Source organism: Bradyrhizobium sp. CSA207 (genome assembly GCF_029051685.1).
GTDB lineage: Bacteria > Pseudomonadota > Alphaproteobacteria > Rhizobiales > Xanthobacteraceae > Bradyrhizobium.
On the sequence record NZ_JAACFT010000006.1, the window covers coordinates 208597 to 226689 of the forward strand.

At 64.9% G+C, this 18093-nt stretch carries 11 protein-coding genes; 7 read left to right on the forward strand and 4 right to left on the reverse strand.

The annotated features are described in order from the left end of the window. Positions 1-144: 144 nt before the first annotated feature. Positions 145-1035 carry a LysR substrate-binding domain-containing protein gene (locus tag GWG65_RS08860; protein WP_275195028.1) on the reverse strand — a complete coding sequence of 297 codons (891 nt, stop codon included), beginning with the start codon at positions 1033-1035 and terminating at the stop codon, positions 145-147. A gap of 91 nt (positions 1036-1126) precedes the next feature. On the opposite strand from GWG65_RS08860, the gene GWG65_RS08865 reads away from it, so the two are divergent. Next, the gene (locus GWG65_RS08865; protein ID WP_275195029.1) at positions 1127-1879 is read left to right on the forward strand and encodes a sulfite exporter TauE/SafE family protein; all 753 of its coding nucleotides are present in this window, start codon (positions 1127-1129) and stop codon (positions 1877-1879) included. A 6-nt stretch (positions 1880-1885) separates the two neighbouring features. Here the strand turns inward: GWG65_RS08865 and GWG65_RS08870 are convergent, their stop codons facing one another. Further along, positions 1886-2518, reverse strand: a complete 633-nt coding sequence (locus GWG65_RS08870) for a LysE family translocator (RefSeq protein ID WP_275195031.1) — start codon at positions 2516-2518, stop codon at positions 1886-1888. Between the two features lie 227 nt (positions 2519-2745). Here GWG65_RS08870 and GWG65_RS08875 point away from each other — a divergent pair, with 227 nt between their 5' ends. Together GWG65_RS08875 and GWG65_RS08880 are read left to right on the forward strand one after the other, a co-directional pair. Next, complete coding sequence (locus tag GWG65_RS08875) at positions 2746-4542, forward strand: tetratricopeptide repeat protein (protein WP_275195032.1); 1797 nt, start codon at positions 2746-2748, stop codon at positions 4540-4542. A gap of 175 nt (positions 4543-4717) precedes the next feature. Then, entirely contained in the window at positions 4718-7474 is a 2757-nt protein-coding gene (locus GWG65_RS08880) for a di-heme-cytochrome C peroxidase (RefSeq protein ID WP_275195033.1), read from the forward strand. Between the two features lie 138 nt (positions 7475-7612). Here GWG65_RS08880 and GWG65_RS08885 read toward each other — a convergent pair whose 3' ends face one another. Next, positions 7613-8560: an alpha/beta hydrolase gene (locus GWG65_RS08885; protein WP_275195034.1), complete on the reverse strand. Its 948-nt coding sequence runs from the start codon at positions 8558-8560 to the stop codon at positions 7613-7615. 207 nt (positions 8561-8767) lie between these two features. Between GWG65_RS08885 and GWG65_RS08890 the strand changes: the two genes are divergently transcribed. Beyond that, entirely contained in the window at positions 8768-9235 is a 468-nt protein-coding gene (locus GWG65_RS08890) for an Hsp20 family protein (RefSeq protein ID WP_275195035.1), read from the forward strand. A 205-nt stretch (positions 9236-9440) separates the two neighbouring features. After that, positions 9441-10211 (forward strand): alpha/beta hydrolase, encoded by a 771-nt coding sequence (locus GWG65_RS08895; RefSeq protein WP_275195036.1) that lies wholly within the window; start codon positions 9441-9443, stop codon positions 10209-10211. Positions 10212-10290: 79 nt separating this feature from the next. Here the strand turns inward: GWG65_RS08895 and GWG65_RS08900 are convergent, their stop codons facing one another. Next, positions 10291-11067: a hypothetical protein gene (locus GWG65_RS08900; protein WP_275195037.1), complete on the reverse strand. Its 777-nt coding sequence runs from the start codon at positions 11065-11067 to the stop codon at positions 10291-10293. A gap of 487 nt (positions 11068-11554) precedes the next feature. Here GWG65_RS08900 and gltB point away from each other — a divergent pair, with 487 nt between their 5' ends. Together gltB and GWG65_RS08910 are read left to right on the forward strand one after the other, a co-directional pair. After that, positions 11555-16288, forward strand: coding sequence for a glutamate synthase large subunit (gene gltB / locus GWG65_RS08905; RefSeq protein WP_275195039.1), 4734 nt, complete (start codon positions 11555-11557; stop codon positions 16286-16288). A 156-nt stretch (positions 16289-16444) separates the two neighbouring features. Beyond that, positions 16445-17896, forward strand: a complete 1452-nt coding sequence (locus GWG65_RS08910) for a glutamate synthase subunit beta (protein ID WP_275195041.1) — start codon at positions 16445-16447, stop codon at positions 17894-17896. Positions 17897-18093 lie beyond the last annotated feature (197 nt).

An 18093-nucleotide genomic window follows, 5' to 3' on the forward strand; every position in this document is an offset into this window, starting at 1 on the left:
TAGGGAGGGGGGTGCCACACGGGGACTCCATCAATCGGCGCAAGAGCGCTTCCTTCGCGACAGAGAAACCTTTTCCTGGGCTACCCCACAAGGGGTCCACAAGGGGGGAGGGAGCACAGTTGAGATCGCGGCAGCAGCACGCCTCTACATCGCCGCGGCCCTTAAATGCTCCACCAGCATCTTGGCCGGCCGCGGCAGGGTCTTGAAACTCCGCGCGCAGATCACGAGGCGGCGATTGGCGAAGGCGTCGCGCAGGCGGACTATGGCCAGCGGCATCAGTTTGGCGCAGCGGCGGGCGGCGGCTTCGGGCACCAGAGCTACGCCGACACCGGCGGCGACCAGCTGGCAGATCGCGTCGAAGTCGCGCAGGCGGGCGCGGAAATGCGGCCGCATGCCAAGCCGCGCCGCATGTTTCGAGATGTGCATCTGGAGCGCGGTGGCGCTGGTCAGCCCGACGAAATCGCAGGCCCCCGCCTCCTGGAAATCGATCTGGCGGCGCCCGGCGAACGGGCCGCGCCGCGACGTCATCAGGATCAGGCGATCCTCGCTGAAGGAGAACCGCTCGATATGGTCGGGCAGCGCGTGCTCGGCGGCAAATCCGAGGTCGGCGGCGCCGGCGGTGATCGCAGCCGCAATGTCGGTACTCTCGCGCTCCTCGATGTCGATGGCGACGTCGCGATGCTCGCGCAGGAAGCCGGCGAGCGCCTTCGGCAAATGCTCCGACAGTCCCGAGGTGTTGGCAAGGAAATGCACGCTCGCCCGCACACCGCTGGCAAAGCCGGCGAGATCGCCGCGCATGGCGTCGATCTGGTGGATGACGAGGCGCGCGTGATCGAGCAGGCTTTCGCCCGCCGGGGTCAATTCCACGCCGCGGCGCCCGCGCTTGAGCAGCGCCACGCCGAGCGCCTCCTCGAGCCCCTTGATGCGCGCGCTGGCCGAGGCTAGGGCCAGGTGCGAGCGCTCCGCCCCGCGGGTGATGCTGCGCTGGTCGGCGACCGCGATAAAGAGCTGGAGGTCGATGAGGTCGAAGCGCATGGCGAGTTCTCCTCAGCCTTCGCTTGATACGAAGGTTGTCTCCGTAACCTCCAGATTGTGCCGGGGCGCGGCTTCGGTCAATGTGCAGGGCATGATCGACCCGCTTCTCATCGTCATCGCCGCCGTGTTCCTGGTTGCCGGATTCGTCAAGGGCGTGGTCGGGCTCGGCCTACCAACCGTGTCGATGGGCCTGCTTGCAGTGAGCATGGCCCCCAGCCGGGCGATCGCCATCGTGATCGTGCCGGCCATCGTCACCAACATCTGGCAGACCTTCGTCGGCCCTCACTTGCGCGACATCCTGAGGCGGCTGTGGCCATTGATGATCGGCACGGTGATCGGATGCTGGCTCAATGCCGGCGCGCTGACCGGCCCGCATGCGCGCTACGGCACGATCGTGCTCGGCGTGCTGCTGGTGATCTACGCCGTCATCGGGCTGAACAAGTTTCACTTCCGCGTCGCGCCGCAGAACGAGAAATGGGTTGGCGGCGTGGTCGGTGTCGTCACCGGCGTGATCTCGGCCTCGACCGGCGTGCAGGTGATCCCCTCGATGCCGTTCATGCAGGCGATCGGCATGGAGAAGGACGAGCTGGTGCAGGCGCTCGGGGTGTTCTTCACCACTGCGACACTGGCGCTCGCCTTTAACCTGACGGCCGGCGGATTGCTGACGCCGGCCAATGCCGTGCCCGGCGCCGTGGGCATGGCCTGCGCCTTTGCCGGCATGTTCATCGGCCAGTCGGTGCGAGCGCGGATGCCGGCGGAGGCGTTTCGCCGCTGGTTCCTGATCGCAATGATCCTGCTTGGCCTTTATCTCGCCGGCAGCGCGCTGGCGAAGGAATTCGCGTAAGGCGGGTTACCGCGTCTCCAGCATGGCGACGCGAATGCCGAGATAGATGAAGAGGCCGCCAAGCGCCCGGTTGATCCAGGCGATCACGCCTTCGGACTGCCCGAGCCGGTGCACGGCCTTCGCGGCGAACGCGGCCAGCACCAAGCACCACAATGTTCCCGTGCAGATGAAGATCAGGCCCAGCGTCAGAAAGGCGAGCGGCTTGTGCGGCGCGTCGGCTGCGACGAATTGCGGCAGGAAAGCCAGGAAAAACAGCGCCACCTTGGGATTGAGCGCGTTGGTGAAGACGCCCTGGAGGAAGACGCGCCGCAGCGAGGTCCGCGCGGGCTCGTCAATCGCCGACGCCAGCGCCGGGCGCGACCACAGCATCTGCAAGCCAGTCACGACGAGATAGGCCGCGCCAACCAGCTTCAGGATCGAGAAGGCGGTGGATGAGGCCATCAGCAGGGCCGAAAGGCCGATTGCTGCGCCCGCGACATGAAAAAAGCAGCCGCAACTGATGCCCAGGGCGGCGGCCGCCCCGCCCCGCCATCCCATCTGCATGCTGCGGCCGATGACGTAGACCGTATCAGGCCCTGGCGTGATATTGAGCAGCAATCCCGACAGGACGAAGAGCCAGATCTCGTGAATGCCCAGCATGCCGTTCTCCCGTCGCCCCGATCGGGCGGTCTCAAGGGATTCGGCTTAATCGGTTCGGCCCGCACCGTCCACCGCCGCGATTGCGCAGAATTTACCTCGAATTTGCAATGCGGATCATACTTTCGCTCGGCCTCATCTGCTCTATAAAGGCAGGGTTCTTGAAATGCAGGATTCGAGGCGACTGCCATCGCCGTGGCCGGTCCGCCAGCCCTTGGAGCTCCGTGGATATGGAAAGACGCCTGGCTGCCATCGTCTGCGCCGATGTCGCCGGCTATTCGCGCATGATGGGCAGCGACGAGGCCGGCACCCATGCCGCCTTCAAGGCCCATCGCAGCGCGATCCACCCGATTATCCTCAATCATGGCGGCCGCGTCGTGAAGAACACCGGCGACGGATTCTTGCTGGAATTCCCGAGCATCGTCGGCGCCACCGAGGCCGCGATCGCGATGCAGACGCTGATGGCGGAGCGCAACCAGCATCTGCCCGCCGATCGTGCCATGCAGTTTCGCCTCGGCATCCATATGGGTGACGTCATCGCCGACGAGGACGAGGTCTTCGGTGACGATGTCAATATTGCCGTACGCCTCGAATCCGTGGCGAGCCCCGGCGGGTTCGCCATCTCGGCCAAGGCCTACGAGGAGGCGAGCAAGCATCTGACCGTGCCGCTGGTCGATGCCGGCAATCACCGCTTCAAGAACATCAAGGATCCGATCGGCGTCTGGACCTGGACGCACGAGGGCGCACCGGCGCTTGCGCCCGAGTTGAAAGAGGCATCCAATCTCGCACAGCAGTACCGCACCGCGATCGTCGGCGTGCTGCCCTTCGCCAATCTCAGCGACGCCCAGGACGAATATTTCTCCGACGGCCTGACCGAGGATTTGATCCACGCGCTGTCGCTGCAATCCTTCTATCGCGTGCTGAGCCGCAACTCGACCTTCACTTTCAAGGGCAGGAACACCAGCACCCGCCTGATCGCGCGGGAGATCGACGCGACCTATTTGATCCAGGGCTCGGTGCGGCGTGCCGGAGCCAAGATCCGCGTCACCGCCGAACTGATTGCGCCGGAGACCGGCGAGCAGCTCTGGACCGGCCGCTACGACCGCGACATCGGCGACCTCTTCGCGATGCAGGACGAGATCACCACGAACCTGTCCGCCGCCATCGCCACCGAGATCGTCCGGGCGGAGGCCTCGGCGCCGGCGCGGCTCTCGACCGACGTGACCGCCTGGGACCGCTTCCTCAAGGGGCTGTCCCACTACTACCGGCAGACCAAAGAGGACCTCAACGCCGCCGTCGAGCTGTTCCGGGAGGCCATCAGGCTCGAGCCCAAACTGTCGATCGCACACGCCTATCTCGCCACGATCCAGATCCAGAGCATCCAGTTCGGCTGGGTCAAAGGCACGCGCCAGATGTGGGCAGAGGCGATGAACCTCGCCGAAACCAGCGTCCGGCTCGACCCACGCTCCTCCTTCGCGTTCTCGATCCTGTCCTGGGTCCACGCCATGGAGGGGCATGACGAGGCCGCGATGGACGCCGCCAAGCGCGCCGTCGCCCTCAATCCCTACGACGTGGGCGCACGCGGCGTGCTCGGCATCTGCCATTTCGTCATCGGCGAGCACCGCGAGGCGATCGAGCTGTTTTCAATGGCGGCGCAGCGCGACAACAGCGACCCGCGCTACCAATGGGCGGCGCTGAACGCGTTCAGCCATTACCTTCTGGGGCAGTATGATGCGACCCTGTCGTGGGCCCGCGAGCAGCTCTACGTCAACCCCAACCACATGCAGGCGCTGGCGATCCGCGCCGCGGCACTGGCGCAGTTGGGGCGGACCGCCGAAGCGAGCGAGGCCACCTTGGTGCTGATGGGCAACTACCCGACCCTGAATGTCGACCGCCATTTGCGCAATTTTCACTGGAAACGGCCCGAGGACATCGCCCACTACCGCGAGGGCCTGCTGAAAGCGGGCGTCCCGCTCGGCAAATTGACCCTGGTCCAGAGCGACGTCAAACGCGCCGCCGAATCCTGAGGGCAAGCTGTGGCCGCGCGGTGATCTCACGTCCGCTTTTGTTGACACCACAGTGAATTCAGCCACACTTTGTCACACGCTGAAGTAGTATAGTCTGCTGTCCGTTTGTTAGGACTTTCCGCGCTCTATCGGCGCGTCTGATTTTCACGATTCGCTGTTTTCAGGATTTTGGGCCATGCATGACCCCACCTCGAAGCCCTTCGTTCCCTCGATAGAAGTATCGCCGGACAATCCCTGTCCGTTCCTGCGCGGCCTCGTCGGCGAGGGTTTTGTTGCCGGCGGAACGGTTCCACTCGGCACGCTGTCGCAGACCATCGCGGATGCGAGCGGCGAAACGGGGCCGAAGAAGGCATTCGCCGGTCTCCAGGTGCGCGGCGTGGCGCTCATCGCCAACGGTCTCGGTCACATCCTGAAGAGCATCTTTTCGGGCGCGCAGCTCGATGCGTTGCGCGGCGGCCCCCTCGACAAGCTCGGAGCCGGCTCGCGCATCCTCGGCGTCGACGGCAAGGTCAACGAGGACGAGATCGCGCGGCTCGCGAGATTTGGCCGTGCCTACAGCGATCCGGACAGCGGCAACACCGAGCAAGGTCTCAATGCTTCGGACATCAAGACCTTCATGAGCGACAATCTCAAGCGCGCCGGCAGCGCCGCGCGCTGGTACTACCCGTTGCTGATGAAATTCGAATGGCCCATCCTACTCAAGATCATGGGCAAGGGCGAAGGCGAGGACCGCTATCTCGGCGTGGCCGACGTGCGCACGCTGTTCAACGAGCGCAAATTTCCCGCTCGCATCAACCAGCGGCTGCTGTCGCAGCCGGTGCTGTCGGCCTGCCAGCGCACAGTGCGGGGCGTTCTCAAGCTTGCCGCCTTGCTGCTCGCCATCGGCCTCGTCGCGCTCGTTGCGGTCGCCGAATTCCCCGACCAGGTCCGCGCCATGCTGCCGCAGAAGGGAATCCTCGCGCAGCTGCTGCCGCCGCCTTTACCCAGGGTGCCGGAGACGACGGCAGCCTACTGGCTCGAGCAAAACTGGTCGCTGAAGGACCGGCACTGGTTCCACCATGCCAGCCAGGGCACCGCGACTTTTCCGGTGCCCTACAGCTGGTTCCTGGCGCTGGAGCAGCCACGCCTTCATCTGGTCTCGCGGCCCGGCATGCTGAAGGACAGCGCCTATCTCGAGCGCTTCGGCTTCATCCCGAGCCCGCAGTCGATCCAGACCGACGTGACGACGCTGCGCCGCTTCGGCTACGCCAACGTCTATGAGACGACGACGCAGGTGCCGGACTTGTCGACCCGATGGACGGCGGCGGAGAACGTCGACGGCCTGCCTGTCGGCTTCGCGCGGATGACCGGTGTCGTCGATCCGGCGACGGGCCGTCGCGAACAGGACAAGATCGGACTGACCTGCGCGGCCTGCCATACTGGCCAGATCCACTACAAGGGCGTGGACGTGCGCTTCGACGGCGGCCCCGCCACGACCGACCTGAAGAAGCTCGAGATCGCGACCGGCCTGTCGATCGCCTACACGCTGTACGTTCCGTTCCGCTTCCAGCGCTTTGCCGATCGCGTGCTCGGCCCCGAAGCCAGCAAGACGGACCGCGACGCGCTCAAGCAGAAGCTCGGCGCGATCGGCAAGTTTCTGATCGACTGGCAGAACAAGTACAACGATACGATCACGCACAAGGAGACCTGGGACAAGAAGGTGCAGAAGGACACCGAGGAAGGCTTCGGCCGCCTCGATGCCCTCAATCGCATCGGCAACCAGGTGTTTTCGCAGGATCTCGCGCTGAGCGGGCTCAGCGGCTTCGAAAAGAACCTGCATGCCCAGGACGCGCCGGTCAGCTACCCCGCGATCTGGACAGTGCCGTGGTTCAAATTTGCCCAATACGACGCCTCGATCGAACAACCGCTGATCCGCAATGCCGGCGAAGCCCTCGGCGTGACCGCGCTGCTCAATCTCTCCGACGCCTATCCGGAGGACAGGCTTTGGCGGTCCTCCGTTCATATCAACACGCTCGGCTGGATCGAGGACATGCTCAGGGGTCCCGATCCGTTCAAGGCGGCCGAGCCGAAGTTCGGCGGCCTGCTGTCGCCGAAATGGCCGTCGCAGATCCTCGACGATGCCTGGAAGCTGAAGGCTGATCGCGTCGAACGGGGGCGTGCGATCTACGCCGAGATGTGCTCCGGATGTCACCTGCCGGCCGTCGACACCCCGGCCTTCTGGTCCTCGAAACATTGGGAGACAAGCGGCGACAGCAAGGTCCTGAACGCGGTGACGATCCCGCTCGACGAGATCAAGACCGATCCCGAGCAGTCCCTTGTGCTGAGCAACAGGACGGTCGACGTGCCCGGCTTCCTGAAGGTGAATACGGCCGATCTCAAGACCTGGTGGCAATGCAACGGCTCGACCGCGAGCTCGCCGACCGAGATGGTGTACGCACTGGGCTTGATGACGGTCGTCGACCTCGTCGCCCGCAAGTGGATGGACGACGAGAAGACCCCGGACGCCGAGCGGGCGAAATTGTGGAATCTGTCGCGCCAGAACTGTCTTAATCCGGCGCCCGGACCACGCTACCGGGCGCGGCCGCTGAACGGCATCTGGGCCACCGCGCCCTACCTGCACAACGGCTCGGTGCCTTCGCTGTACTGGCTGCTGAAGCCACAAAACGAGCGCCCAACGAAGTTCTGCATGGGCCACCGCGACTATGATCCCGTGACCGTCGGCTTTCCGGTCAGCGTGGACGAGCGCTGCAAGACGGGCGAAACGCAGTTCTCCATGACGGGACCTGACGACAAGCCGATCCAGGGCAACAGCGTGCTCGGCCATTCCTTCGAGCGCAAGGACGGCGAACCGAAACGCCCCGGCGTCATCGGCCGCACGTTCAAGGACGATTCGGAGCGCTACGATTTGATCGAGTATCTGAAGACGTTGTAGTTGGGCGAGAACTACTCCTCGCCATCATGGCCGGGCTTGTCCCGGCCATCCACGATCTTCAGTGCGGCACCAAGAACGTGGATGCCCGGGACAAGCCCGGGCATGACGCGCTCGTGGGACGACATCGCAAACACAATCTCACTTGAACAGCGGCGTACCCGGCACGAAGGCGTCGAAGGCGGCCCAGAACTGGGAGCGGTAGCGATCCTGCTCCTGGAGGATCTCGTGCTTCGAGCCGGCGATGACGAGGTGGGAGCCGGCACGCAGATGATAGGCGAACTCCTCGATCGCCGCGGTCGAGACCACGGTGTCGTTGGAGGCCGCCAGCATCAGGATCGGCTGGCGGATTTCGGACGGATAGCTCATGCGCTTGAAAGTGTTCATCGCGCGGAACGCCGTATCGGCCCAGGCGACCGTCGGTGAGGCCAGCCCGAGCGTCGGATCCTCCTCCAGAATCGCGGCATTGCGGGCGTAGCGCACGGGATCGCTGGTCAGGGAGTTGTTGATGAAGGGATCGAGCCCGGTGAGGCGATCGCTGCCGCCGGGAACGTAGCGGCCGCCCTGGCCCAACAGGCGCATGGTCTTGAGCAGCGTCCGCACTGGAAACGAGGTGGCGCGGCCGGGCAGGTCGATCATCGGCGCCGACAGCACCATGCGATCGAACCAGCGCTTTCCCGCATGCGCCAGGCGAAGCATCACCGCGCCGCCCATGGAATGGGCCAGCGCGAAGAAGGGCGGCGGGCAATCGGGCAGCACCACCTGCTGCACGAAGGTCTCGACGTCGATTTCGAAGTCGGCGAAGTCGCGCACATAACCCTTGCGCGGATCGCGCAGCCGGCGCGAGGAATGGCCCTGCCCGCGCCAGTCGATCATCGCCACCGCAAAGCCGCGGTCGCGCAGGTCGCGCACCGTCTCGAAATATTTCTCGATCTGCTCGCTACGCCCGGTGAAGACGCAGACGGTGCCCTTGCGGTTCGCCGGGGGCGTCCAGCGCGCAAAGCGCAGCTCGGCGCCATCGGGCGTCTTGATGGTGCCGCTGACGACGTCTTCAGGCACGGGATTGGACGGAATCGAGACCAGCGTCATGGGCAGGGAAGATGCTGAAAATCAGGAGGCGGGGGCGCCGAAAAGGCGCTGATTGCCGCCCTCTTGAACGCAGTTTCCCCAAACCCATATCACCATGGTGCAGGCCGCTACCAGTGTTTCGGAACCGGAACATCAGGCTGCACACAGACTAGGCCCGGCCCGATAGGCGGGCGGGTTACCAACAGTCGCTCAATGGAGGACTTGACCATGCGTACCTACGATCTGACCCCCTTCTACCGTTCCACCGTCGGCTTCGACCGTCTCTTCAACCTGCTCGACCAGGCGGGTTCGGACGGCAGCCCCGGCTATCCGCCCTACAACATCGAGCGGACCGGCGAGAACGCCTACCGCGTCACGGTTGCGGTCTCCGGCTTCGCCAAGGATGAGCTCTCCATCGTCGCGAAGGAAAACACGCTGACGATCAGGGGCGAGAAAGTCGCGAACGAGAACAGCAAGAGCGAAGTGCTCTACCGCGGCATCGCCGCGCGTGCGTTCGAGCGCGCCTTCCAGCTCGCCGATTTCGTGCAGGTGAAGAACGCCTCGCTCGAGAACGGCCTGCTCCACGTCGACCTCGTGCGCGAGATTCCCGAAGCCAAAAAGCCGCGCCAGATCGCGATCAACACCGGTGCGCAAGGCGCGCAGGTGATCGAGAATTCGGCCGCGCAGGCCGCGTAAAGCGCACGCCACTTCCAGATTTGGAAAACGCCCCGGTGCCCCCGGGGCGTTTTTTTGTTCTGCTCAACTGCCTCCCCGTCGTCCTGGCTGGCTGTCCGCTTGGCCGCCTTTCGCACTGCATCACAGAGCGGTGAAGACGCGTAACAGCGCCGCTCCTTCCTCCGTCCTTTGGGCATCGACCCCAAAAACAAGACGGAGAACGATCATGACACTTTGGCGCAGCCTTTTCGTCGCCGCGAGCCTGCTGGCGGCTCCCATCAGCTTTGCCCACGCGCAGACACCGCAAACCGTCAAGGCGAAGAATGTCGTGCTGGTGCACGGCGCCTGGGCCGACGGCTCGAGCTGGTCGGAGGTGATCCCGATCCTTCAGGCCGCCGGATTGCACGTCACCGCCGTGCAGAATCCGCTGTCGTCGCTGGCGGACTCCGTCGAGGCGACCAAGCGCGTACTGGCCGAGCAGGACGGGCCGACCGTGCTGGTCGCACATTCCTGGGGCGGCACCGTGATCAGCCAGGTCGGCACCGACCCGAAGGTCACCGCCCTCGTCTACGTCGCCGCACGTGCGCCTGACGCCAACGAGGATTTTGTTGCTCTGTCGAAGCAGTTTCCGGCAGGCCCCGCGCGCGCCGGCATCGTCGAGCGCGACGGTTTCACCAAGCTCTCCGAGGACGCGTTCCTGAAGTATTTCGCCAACGGCGTGAAGCCGGAGCAGGCGAAGGAGCTCTATGCCGTGCAATGGCCGACGGCGGCCTCGATCTTCGCCGGCCGCACCACCGAAGCCGCCTGGCACGCCAAGCCGAGCTGGTACGCGGTGTCGAAGAACGACTACACCATCAATCCCGATTTCGAACGCTTCCTCGCCAAGCGCATGAACGCCACCACGATCGAGCTCGATGCCGGCCACCTCTCGCTGGTGTCGCATCCGGAGGACGTGGCGAATCTGATCCTGGAAGCGGCGGGGTATGGGCGCAGCTGAGGGAGGCCTTCGCCAGGACGACACTGAAAGTGTGGGACCGACTCGCATCTCACAGCGAGCCGATTACTTGGCGTCGCGCTTAATCCAGCCCCTGTGCCGCCGGCATGTCCTGGGTCGGAAGGATCGTCGCGGCGGGCTTGGCCTGGCCGACCGTTGGCGCGGCTTGCGGCGCCGACTCGGCGGTCTTCGGTTGCGCGGCAGCCGTCTGCTGCACAGGCTGAGCCTGCGGTGCCTGGACCTGCTGCGGCGCCGGCTCGGGCGACGCCGGCTTGGCGGCCGCTACCGGCATCTCGCCGCGCGGCGGGGCGGCCTTGGGCAGCGGCACGGTGCGGCTCGCGACGTTCGGGATCGGGGCTGGGGGCCGCGGCGGTCCACCCCGGATCGCGGTCGGCGGCGGCAGCGCGCTTTGCGGCCCGTAAGGTGATACCGCGCGCTCCTCATAGGCCGGGGCCATGCCGAAGGCGTCGGCGGCCGGCATGAAACGGAGGATCCGGCCATCGCGGGCGTCGATCACAAGACGCCCGTCGTCACCGCGGCGGTCGATCACCGCAATCGTGTAGACGGCGCCGCGCAGGCGCGGAATTCCGAGCGGCGAGAAGCCATTTTCACGCAGCACCGCATAGACCTCGGTTGCCGGCAAGACCGCCACCGGCGCCGGCGCGCGCCCGTCATCATAGCCATAGCCGTAACGCGGCGGCGGAGGCGGGGCGGCTTCCGACGGTCCATACGGCCCATCGAAATCCGACACCGCGACATAGGCTCCGCGCGCGGCTCCGTTCGCCAGAATTTGCGCTTGGGCCGCAGTCGCGGCTAGCGCCAGCAAGGCTGCGGCCACACATGCTGTGAAAAACTTCATGATCGATACGCTCCTGTCAGGCCCTGACGGGGCTTGCGCTCTTTCGCTTCTTGCGTGGTGGCGCGCCTTTCGAAGGGCCAAGGCGAAGCTTCATTCGGGATTCTGGCGGCGCTTGGGCCGGATCGGGGCGCGTTTGCTTCAAATCCGGGGCGCACCAAGCGGAAAGCGTTGATTGACAGGTTGGGAATCAGGACTTGCGCGCGCTTGTGTGATAGACAAAAATTTGGCAAGGTGATGGTTAGGACAGGAAGACTGTCTCAATTTTGCTTGCGGTTCCGGCATAGGGATTGCAACGAAAATTGGTGCTTTCGAGCGCCAGAAGGCAACAGGCAAAGCCGTTCTCGGGGACCTAGAACGCCTTGGCCTGAATTTAAGAAAATGCGGCTCGCAGCGGACGAGCGGTAGCCCAGGAGCGGGTGCCGCGGAACGCCCAAGGTGCGCCGAAGATGGCGGTGAGGCAGCTCGCCGCATGGAGAGGACAGGAATCATGAACGGGTCGCAATTCGAGCGCGCAAACATCGTGGCAGAACAACTGTCGGCGACGGTCGCCTCGAAAACGACCGATCCGATTCAGGAGCACAATTCGCGTCCGCCGGCTGAAGGCCTTTACGATCCGAGCCTGGAAAAGGATTCCTGCGGCGTCGGCTTCATCGCCAACATCAAGGGCAAGAAGTCCCGCGAGATCGTCGCGGACGCGCTGAGCATCCTCTGCAACCTCGAGCATCGCGGCGCGGTCGGCGCGGACCCGCGCGCCGGCGACGGCGCCGGCATCCTGGTGCAGATCCCGCACGCCTTCTTCGTCCGCAAGGCCAAGGAGCTTGGCTTCACGCTGCCAAATCCCGGCGAATACGCCATCGGCGCGCTGTTCCTGCCGCGCGATACCGCCTGGCGCAATGTCATCAAGAGCATCATCGCCGACCAGATCAAGGCGGAAGGCCTGACGCTGCTCGGCTGGCGCGATGTGCCGACCGACAATTCCTCGCTCGGCGTCACCGTGAAGCCGACCGAACCCGCCTGCATGCAGGTGTTCATCGGCCGCAATGGCACCGCCGAGACCGAGGACGATTTCGAGCGCCGGCTCTACATCCTGCGCAAGTCGATCTCCCAGGCGATCTACCAGCGCCGCGACCGCGGGCTCGCGGGCTATTATCCGTGCTCGATGTCCTGCCGCACCGTGATCTACAAGGGCATGTTCCTCGCCGACCAGCTCGGCAAGTACTATCCCGATCTGCACGAGCCGGACTTCGAGAGCGCGCTGGCGCTGGTGCATCAGCGCTTCTCGACCAACACCTTCCCGGCTTGGTCGCTGGCGCATCCCTACCGCATGATCGCGCATAACGGCGAGATCAACACGCTGCGCGGTAACGTCAACTGGATGGCGGCACGCCAGGCCTCAGTGAGCTCGCAGCTCTACGGCAAGGACATCAGCCGGCTGTGGCCGATCTCCTATGAAGGCCAGTCGGACACCGCCTGCTTCGACAACGCGCTCGAATTCCTGGTGCAGGGCGGCTACTCGCTGCCGCACGCCGTCATGATGATGATTCCGGAGGCGTGGGCCGGCAATCCCTTGATGGATGAGAAGCGCCGTGCCTTCTACGAATATCATGCCGCGCTGATGGAGCCGTGGGACGGCCCCGCTGCGATCGCTTTCACCGACGGCCGTCAGATCGGCGCCACACTCGACCGCAACGGCCTGCGACCGGCGCGCTATCTCGTCACCAAGGACGACCGCATCGTGATGGCGTCCGAGATGGGCGTGCTGACCATCCCCGAGGACCAGATCATCACCAAGTGGCGGCTCCAGCCCGGCAAGATGCTGCTGGTCGACCTCGAGCAGGGCCGCCTGATTCCCGACGACGAGATCAAGGCCGAGCTCGCCCGGAGTCATCCCTACGAGGAGTGGCTGGAGCGGACCCAGATCGTGCTGGAAGAGCTGCCGAAGGTGCCGACCACCGGCGTACGCTCCAACCTGTCGCTGCTCGATCGCCAGCAGGCGTTCGGCTACAGCCAGGAAGACATCGCCATCCTGATGACACCGATGGCGGCCACCGGCGAGGAGGCAGCCGGCTCGATGGGCAACGACACGCCGATCTCGGCGCTGTCGGACAAGGCCAAGCCGCTGTTCACCTACTTCAAGCAGAATTTTGCGCAGGTCACCAATCCGCCGATCGACCCGATCCGCGAGGAGCTGGTGATGAGCCTGGTCTCGATCATCGGACCGCGGCCGAACCTGTTCGACCTCCAGGGGATGGCCACTACCAAGCGTCTTGAAGTGCGTCAGCCGATCCTGACCGACGCGGATCTCGAAAAGATCCGCTCCATCTCCGACGTGGCCGAATCCCACTTCAAGTCGCGCACGCTGGATACGACTTTCCACGCCGGCCTCGGTGCGGCCGGTATGGACCAGGTGCTGGATGAGCTCTGTGCGCGCGCTGAAAGCGCGGTGCGCGAAGGCGTCAACATCATCATCCTGTCCGACCGCATGGTCGGCACCGACCGGGTGCCGATCCCGTCGCTGCTCGCCTGCGCCGCCGTGCATCACCATTTGATCCGCACCGGCCTGCGCACCTCGGTCGGCCTCGTCGTCGAATCCGGCGAGCCGCGCGAAGTGCATCATTTCGCCTGCCTCGCCGGCTACGGCGCCGAAGCGATCAATCCCTATCTCGCGTTCGAAACCATCATCGCGATGAAGGACCGCCTGCCCGGCTCGCTCGACGACTACGAGATCGTCAAGCGCTACATCAAGTCGATCGGCAAGGGCCTGCTCAAGGTGATGTCCAAGATGGGCATCTCGACCTACCAGTCCTATTGCGGCGCGCAGATCTTCGACGCGGTCGGCCTCAAGGCCGACTTCGTCGGAAAATTCTTCGCCGGCACCCATACTCGCGTCGAGGGCGTCGGCCTGTCCGAGATCGCCGAAGAGGCGGTGCGCCGTCATGCCGACGCGTTCGGCGACGCGCTGGTCTACAAGACCTCGCTCGACGTCGGCGGCGAATATGCCTACCGCACCCGGGGCGAGGACCATGCCTGGACCGCCGAGTCGGTGGGGCTGCTTCAGCACGCCGCGCGCGGCAATTCGCTGGAGCGCTACCGCGCCTTTGCAAAGATCCTCAATGAGCAGTCGGAGCGCCTGTTGACGCTGCGCGGCCTGTTCCGGATCAAGGGCGCCGAGGAAGAGAAGCGAAAGCCGGTGCCGATCGAGCAAGTCGAGCCGGCCAAGGACATCGTCCGACGTTTTGCCACTGGCGCGATGAGCTTCGGCTCGATCTCGCGCGAGGCGCACACCACGCTCGCGATCGCTATGAACCGGATCGGAGGCAAGTCGAATACCGGCGAAGGCGGCGAGGAAGCCGACCGCTTCAAGCCGCTGCCGAACGGCGATTCCATGCGCTCAGCGATCAAGCAGGTCGCCTCGGGCCGTTTCGGCGTCACCACTGAGTATCTCGTCAACTCCGACATGATGCAGATCAAGATGGCCCAGGGCGCCAAGCCCGGCGAAGGCGGCCAGCTGCCCGGTCACAAGGTCGACGCCACGATTGCAAAGGTCCGGCATTCAACGCCGGGCGTCGGCCTGATCTCGCCGCCGCCGCACCACGACATCTACTCGATCGAGGATCTGGCGCAGCTCATCTACGACCTCAAGAACGTCAACCCGGACGGCGCGGTCTCGGTCAAGCTCGTCTCCGAGATCGGCGTCGGCACGGTGGCCGCGGGCGTCGCCAAGGCGCGCGCCGACCACGTCACCATCGCGGGCTTCGAGGGCGGCACGGGTGCATCGCCCCTGACCTCGATCAAGCACGCCGGCTCGCCGTGGGAGATCGGTCTTGCCGAAACCCACCAGACGCTGGTGCGCGAGCGGCTGCGCAGCCGCATCGTGGTCCAGGTCGACGGCGGCTTCCGCACCGGGCGCGACGTCGTGATCGGCGCGCTACTGGGCGCAGACGAGTTCGGCTTCGCCACCGCGCCGCTGATCGCGGCCGGCTGCATCATGATGCGCAAGTGCCACCTCAACACCTGCCCAGTCGGGGTCGCGACGCAGGATCCGGTTCTGCGCAAGCGCTTCACCGGCCAGCCCGAGCACGTGATCAATTACTTCTTCTTCGTCGCGGAGGAAGTCCGCGAGATCATGGCGAGCCTCGGCTTCCGCACCTTCAACGAGATGGTGGGCCAGACCCAGCTGCTTGATCAGACCAAGCTGGTCGCGCACTGGAAGGCCAAGGGCCTCGACTTCTCCAAGCTCTTCGTCCGCCAGAAGGAGGAAAAGGGCCAGAAGATCTACCATTCGGAGCGCCAGAACCATCATCTGGAAGCGGTGCTCGACCGCTCGCTGATCGAGAAGGCACAGCCCGCGCTCGACCGCGGCGCACCGGTCAAGATCGAAGCCGCGATCAACAGCACCAACCGTTCCGCGGGCGCGATGCTGTCGGGTGCGGTCGCCAAGATCTACGGCCATGCCGGGCTGCCTCATGACACCATTCATGTCAGCCTCAAGGGCACCGCCGGCCAGGCCTTCGGTGCCTGGCTCGCGCACGGCGTCACCTTCGAGCTCGAAGGCGAAGCCAACGACTATGTCGGCAAGGGCCTCTCGGGCGGCAAGATCATCGTCAAGCCGCCGAAGGAGAGCGGCATCGTGCCGGAAGAGAGCATCATCGTCGGCAACACCGTGATGTACGGCGCCATTCAGGGCGAGTGCTACTTCCGCGGCGTCGCCGGCGAGCGCTTTGCCGTGCGCAACTCGGGCGCGGTCGCGGTGGTCGAGGGCGCCGGCGATCATTGCTGCGAATACATGACCGGCGGCATCGTCGTCGTGCTCGGCAAGACCGGGCGCAACTTCGCAGCTGGCATGTCCGGCGGCATCGCCTATGTGCTCGACGAGACCGGTGACTTCGACAAGCTCTGCAACCTCTCGATGGTCGAGCTCCAGCCGGTCCTCTCGGAGGAGATGATTGCCCAGAGCGCCTACAACCAGTTTGGTGACCTCGAAGCGCATGGCCGGGTCGACGTGTTCAACAACCTGCTCGAGTCCGACGTCGAGCGGCTGCACGTCCTGATCACGCGCCACGCCAAGGCGACCGGCTCCAAGCGCGCCGCCGATATCCTTGCCAATTGGAAGGAGTGGCTGCTCAAATTCCGCAAGGTGATGCCGGTCGAGTACCGGCGCGCGCTGCGCGAACTGGCCGCCAACGCGGACGCCGAGCCGAAAATCGCAATCGGGGCGTAGGTAAGAAAGCCTCATGGTGAGGAGGCGCGAAGCGCCGTCTCGAACCATGAGACCATCAGCGGGGCCTTCATCCTTCGAGACGCGGCGCTAACGGCGCTGCTCCTCAGGATGAGGGGCGAAACGACAAACGATTAAGCGGCAGGGACTTCGGGTTTGATGGGCAAGATCACGGGTTTTCTCGAAATCGAACGGCATGATCGCAAGTACGCACCGGTCGCCGAGCGCGTGAAGCATTTTCACGAATTCGTCGTTCCCTTGAGCGAGAAGGAAACGCGCGACCAGGCCGCGCGCTGCATGAACTGCGGCATTCCCTTTTGCCACGGCACCGGGTCGGTCGCGCCCGGCACGCCCGGCTGCCCGGTCAACAACCAGATCCCCGACTTCAACGACCTCGTCTATCAGGACAACTGGGAAGAAGCCTCGCGCAACCTGCACTCGACTAACAATTTTCCGGAGTTCACCGGCCGCATTTGTCCGGCGCCGTGCGAGGCATCCTGCACGCTCAACATCGACGACAATCCCGTCACCATCAAGACCATCGAGTGCGCGATCGTCGATCGCGCCTGGGACAATGGCTGGGTCAAGCCGGAAGTCGCAGCGGTCAAGACCGGCAAGAAGGTCGCGGTGATCGGCTCTGGTCCGGCCGGCATGGCCTGCGCGCAGCAACTCGCGCGCGCCGGCCACGACGTGCATCTGTTCGAGAAGTACGCCAAGGCCGGCGGCCTGCTCCGCTACGGCATTCCCGACTTCAAGATGGAGAAGAACATCATCGACCGCCGTGTGGCGCAGATGGAAGCCGAAGGCGTCACCTTCCACTACAACAGCCATGTCGGCGCGGAAGGCAATGTCGATCCGCGCGAGCTGCTCAACGAGTACGATGCGGTCGCGCTGACCGGCGGCGCGGAAGCTCCGCGCGACCTGCCGATCCCCGGCCGCGACCTCGACGGCGTCCACTATGCGATGGACTTCCTGCCGCAGCAGAACCGCCGCGTCTCCGAGGAGCCGCTGGGCGGCGTCACCGAGATCTTGGCCGGTGGCAAGCATGTCGTCGTCATCGGCGGCGGCGACACCGGCTCTGACTGCATCGGCACCTCGCTGCGCCAGGGCGCGCTCTCGGTCACCCAGATCGAGATCATGCCCGCCCCGCCCGAGCGCGAGAACAAGGGCCTGACCTGGCCGAACTGGCCGCTGAAGATGCGGACGTCCTCTAGCCAGGCCGAAGGCGCGATCCGCGAGTACGCCGTGCTGACACAGAAGTTTTCCGGCGAGAACGGCAAGGTCAGGAAGCTGCACTGCGTGCGCGTCGACGACAAGTTCAAGCCGATTGCCGGCACCGAGTTCGACCTCGACGCCGACCTCGTCCTGCTCGCGATGGGCTTTGTGCATCCCGTGCACGAGGGCCTGTTGAAGCTGCTCTCGGTCGAGCTCGACCCACGCGGCAACGTCAAGGCCAACACGCTGGATTACCAGACCTCGCGCCCGAACGTGTTCTCGGCCGGAGACATGCGCCGCGGCCAATCGCTGGTGGTGTGGGCGATCCGCGAGGGACGGCTGTGTGCCCGCTCGATCGATACGTTCCTGATGGGGAAGACGGATCTGCCAAGGTGAGTGGGGCGCGAGCTAATCGTCACAATCTGAGCTGTCATCGCCCGCCTTGTGCGCAATTGCGCACTGGAGCCGGCGATCCAGTGTTCCAGAGACGTTAAACGAATACGGATAAGCCGCGGTGTACTGGATACCCCGCTTTCGCGGGGTATGACGGGGGAGTGAATGGTGAGAGCGGCGATTCAACTGGCGCGCTCGAA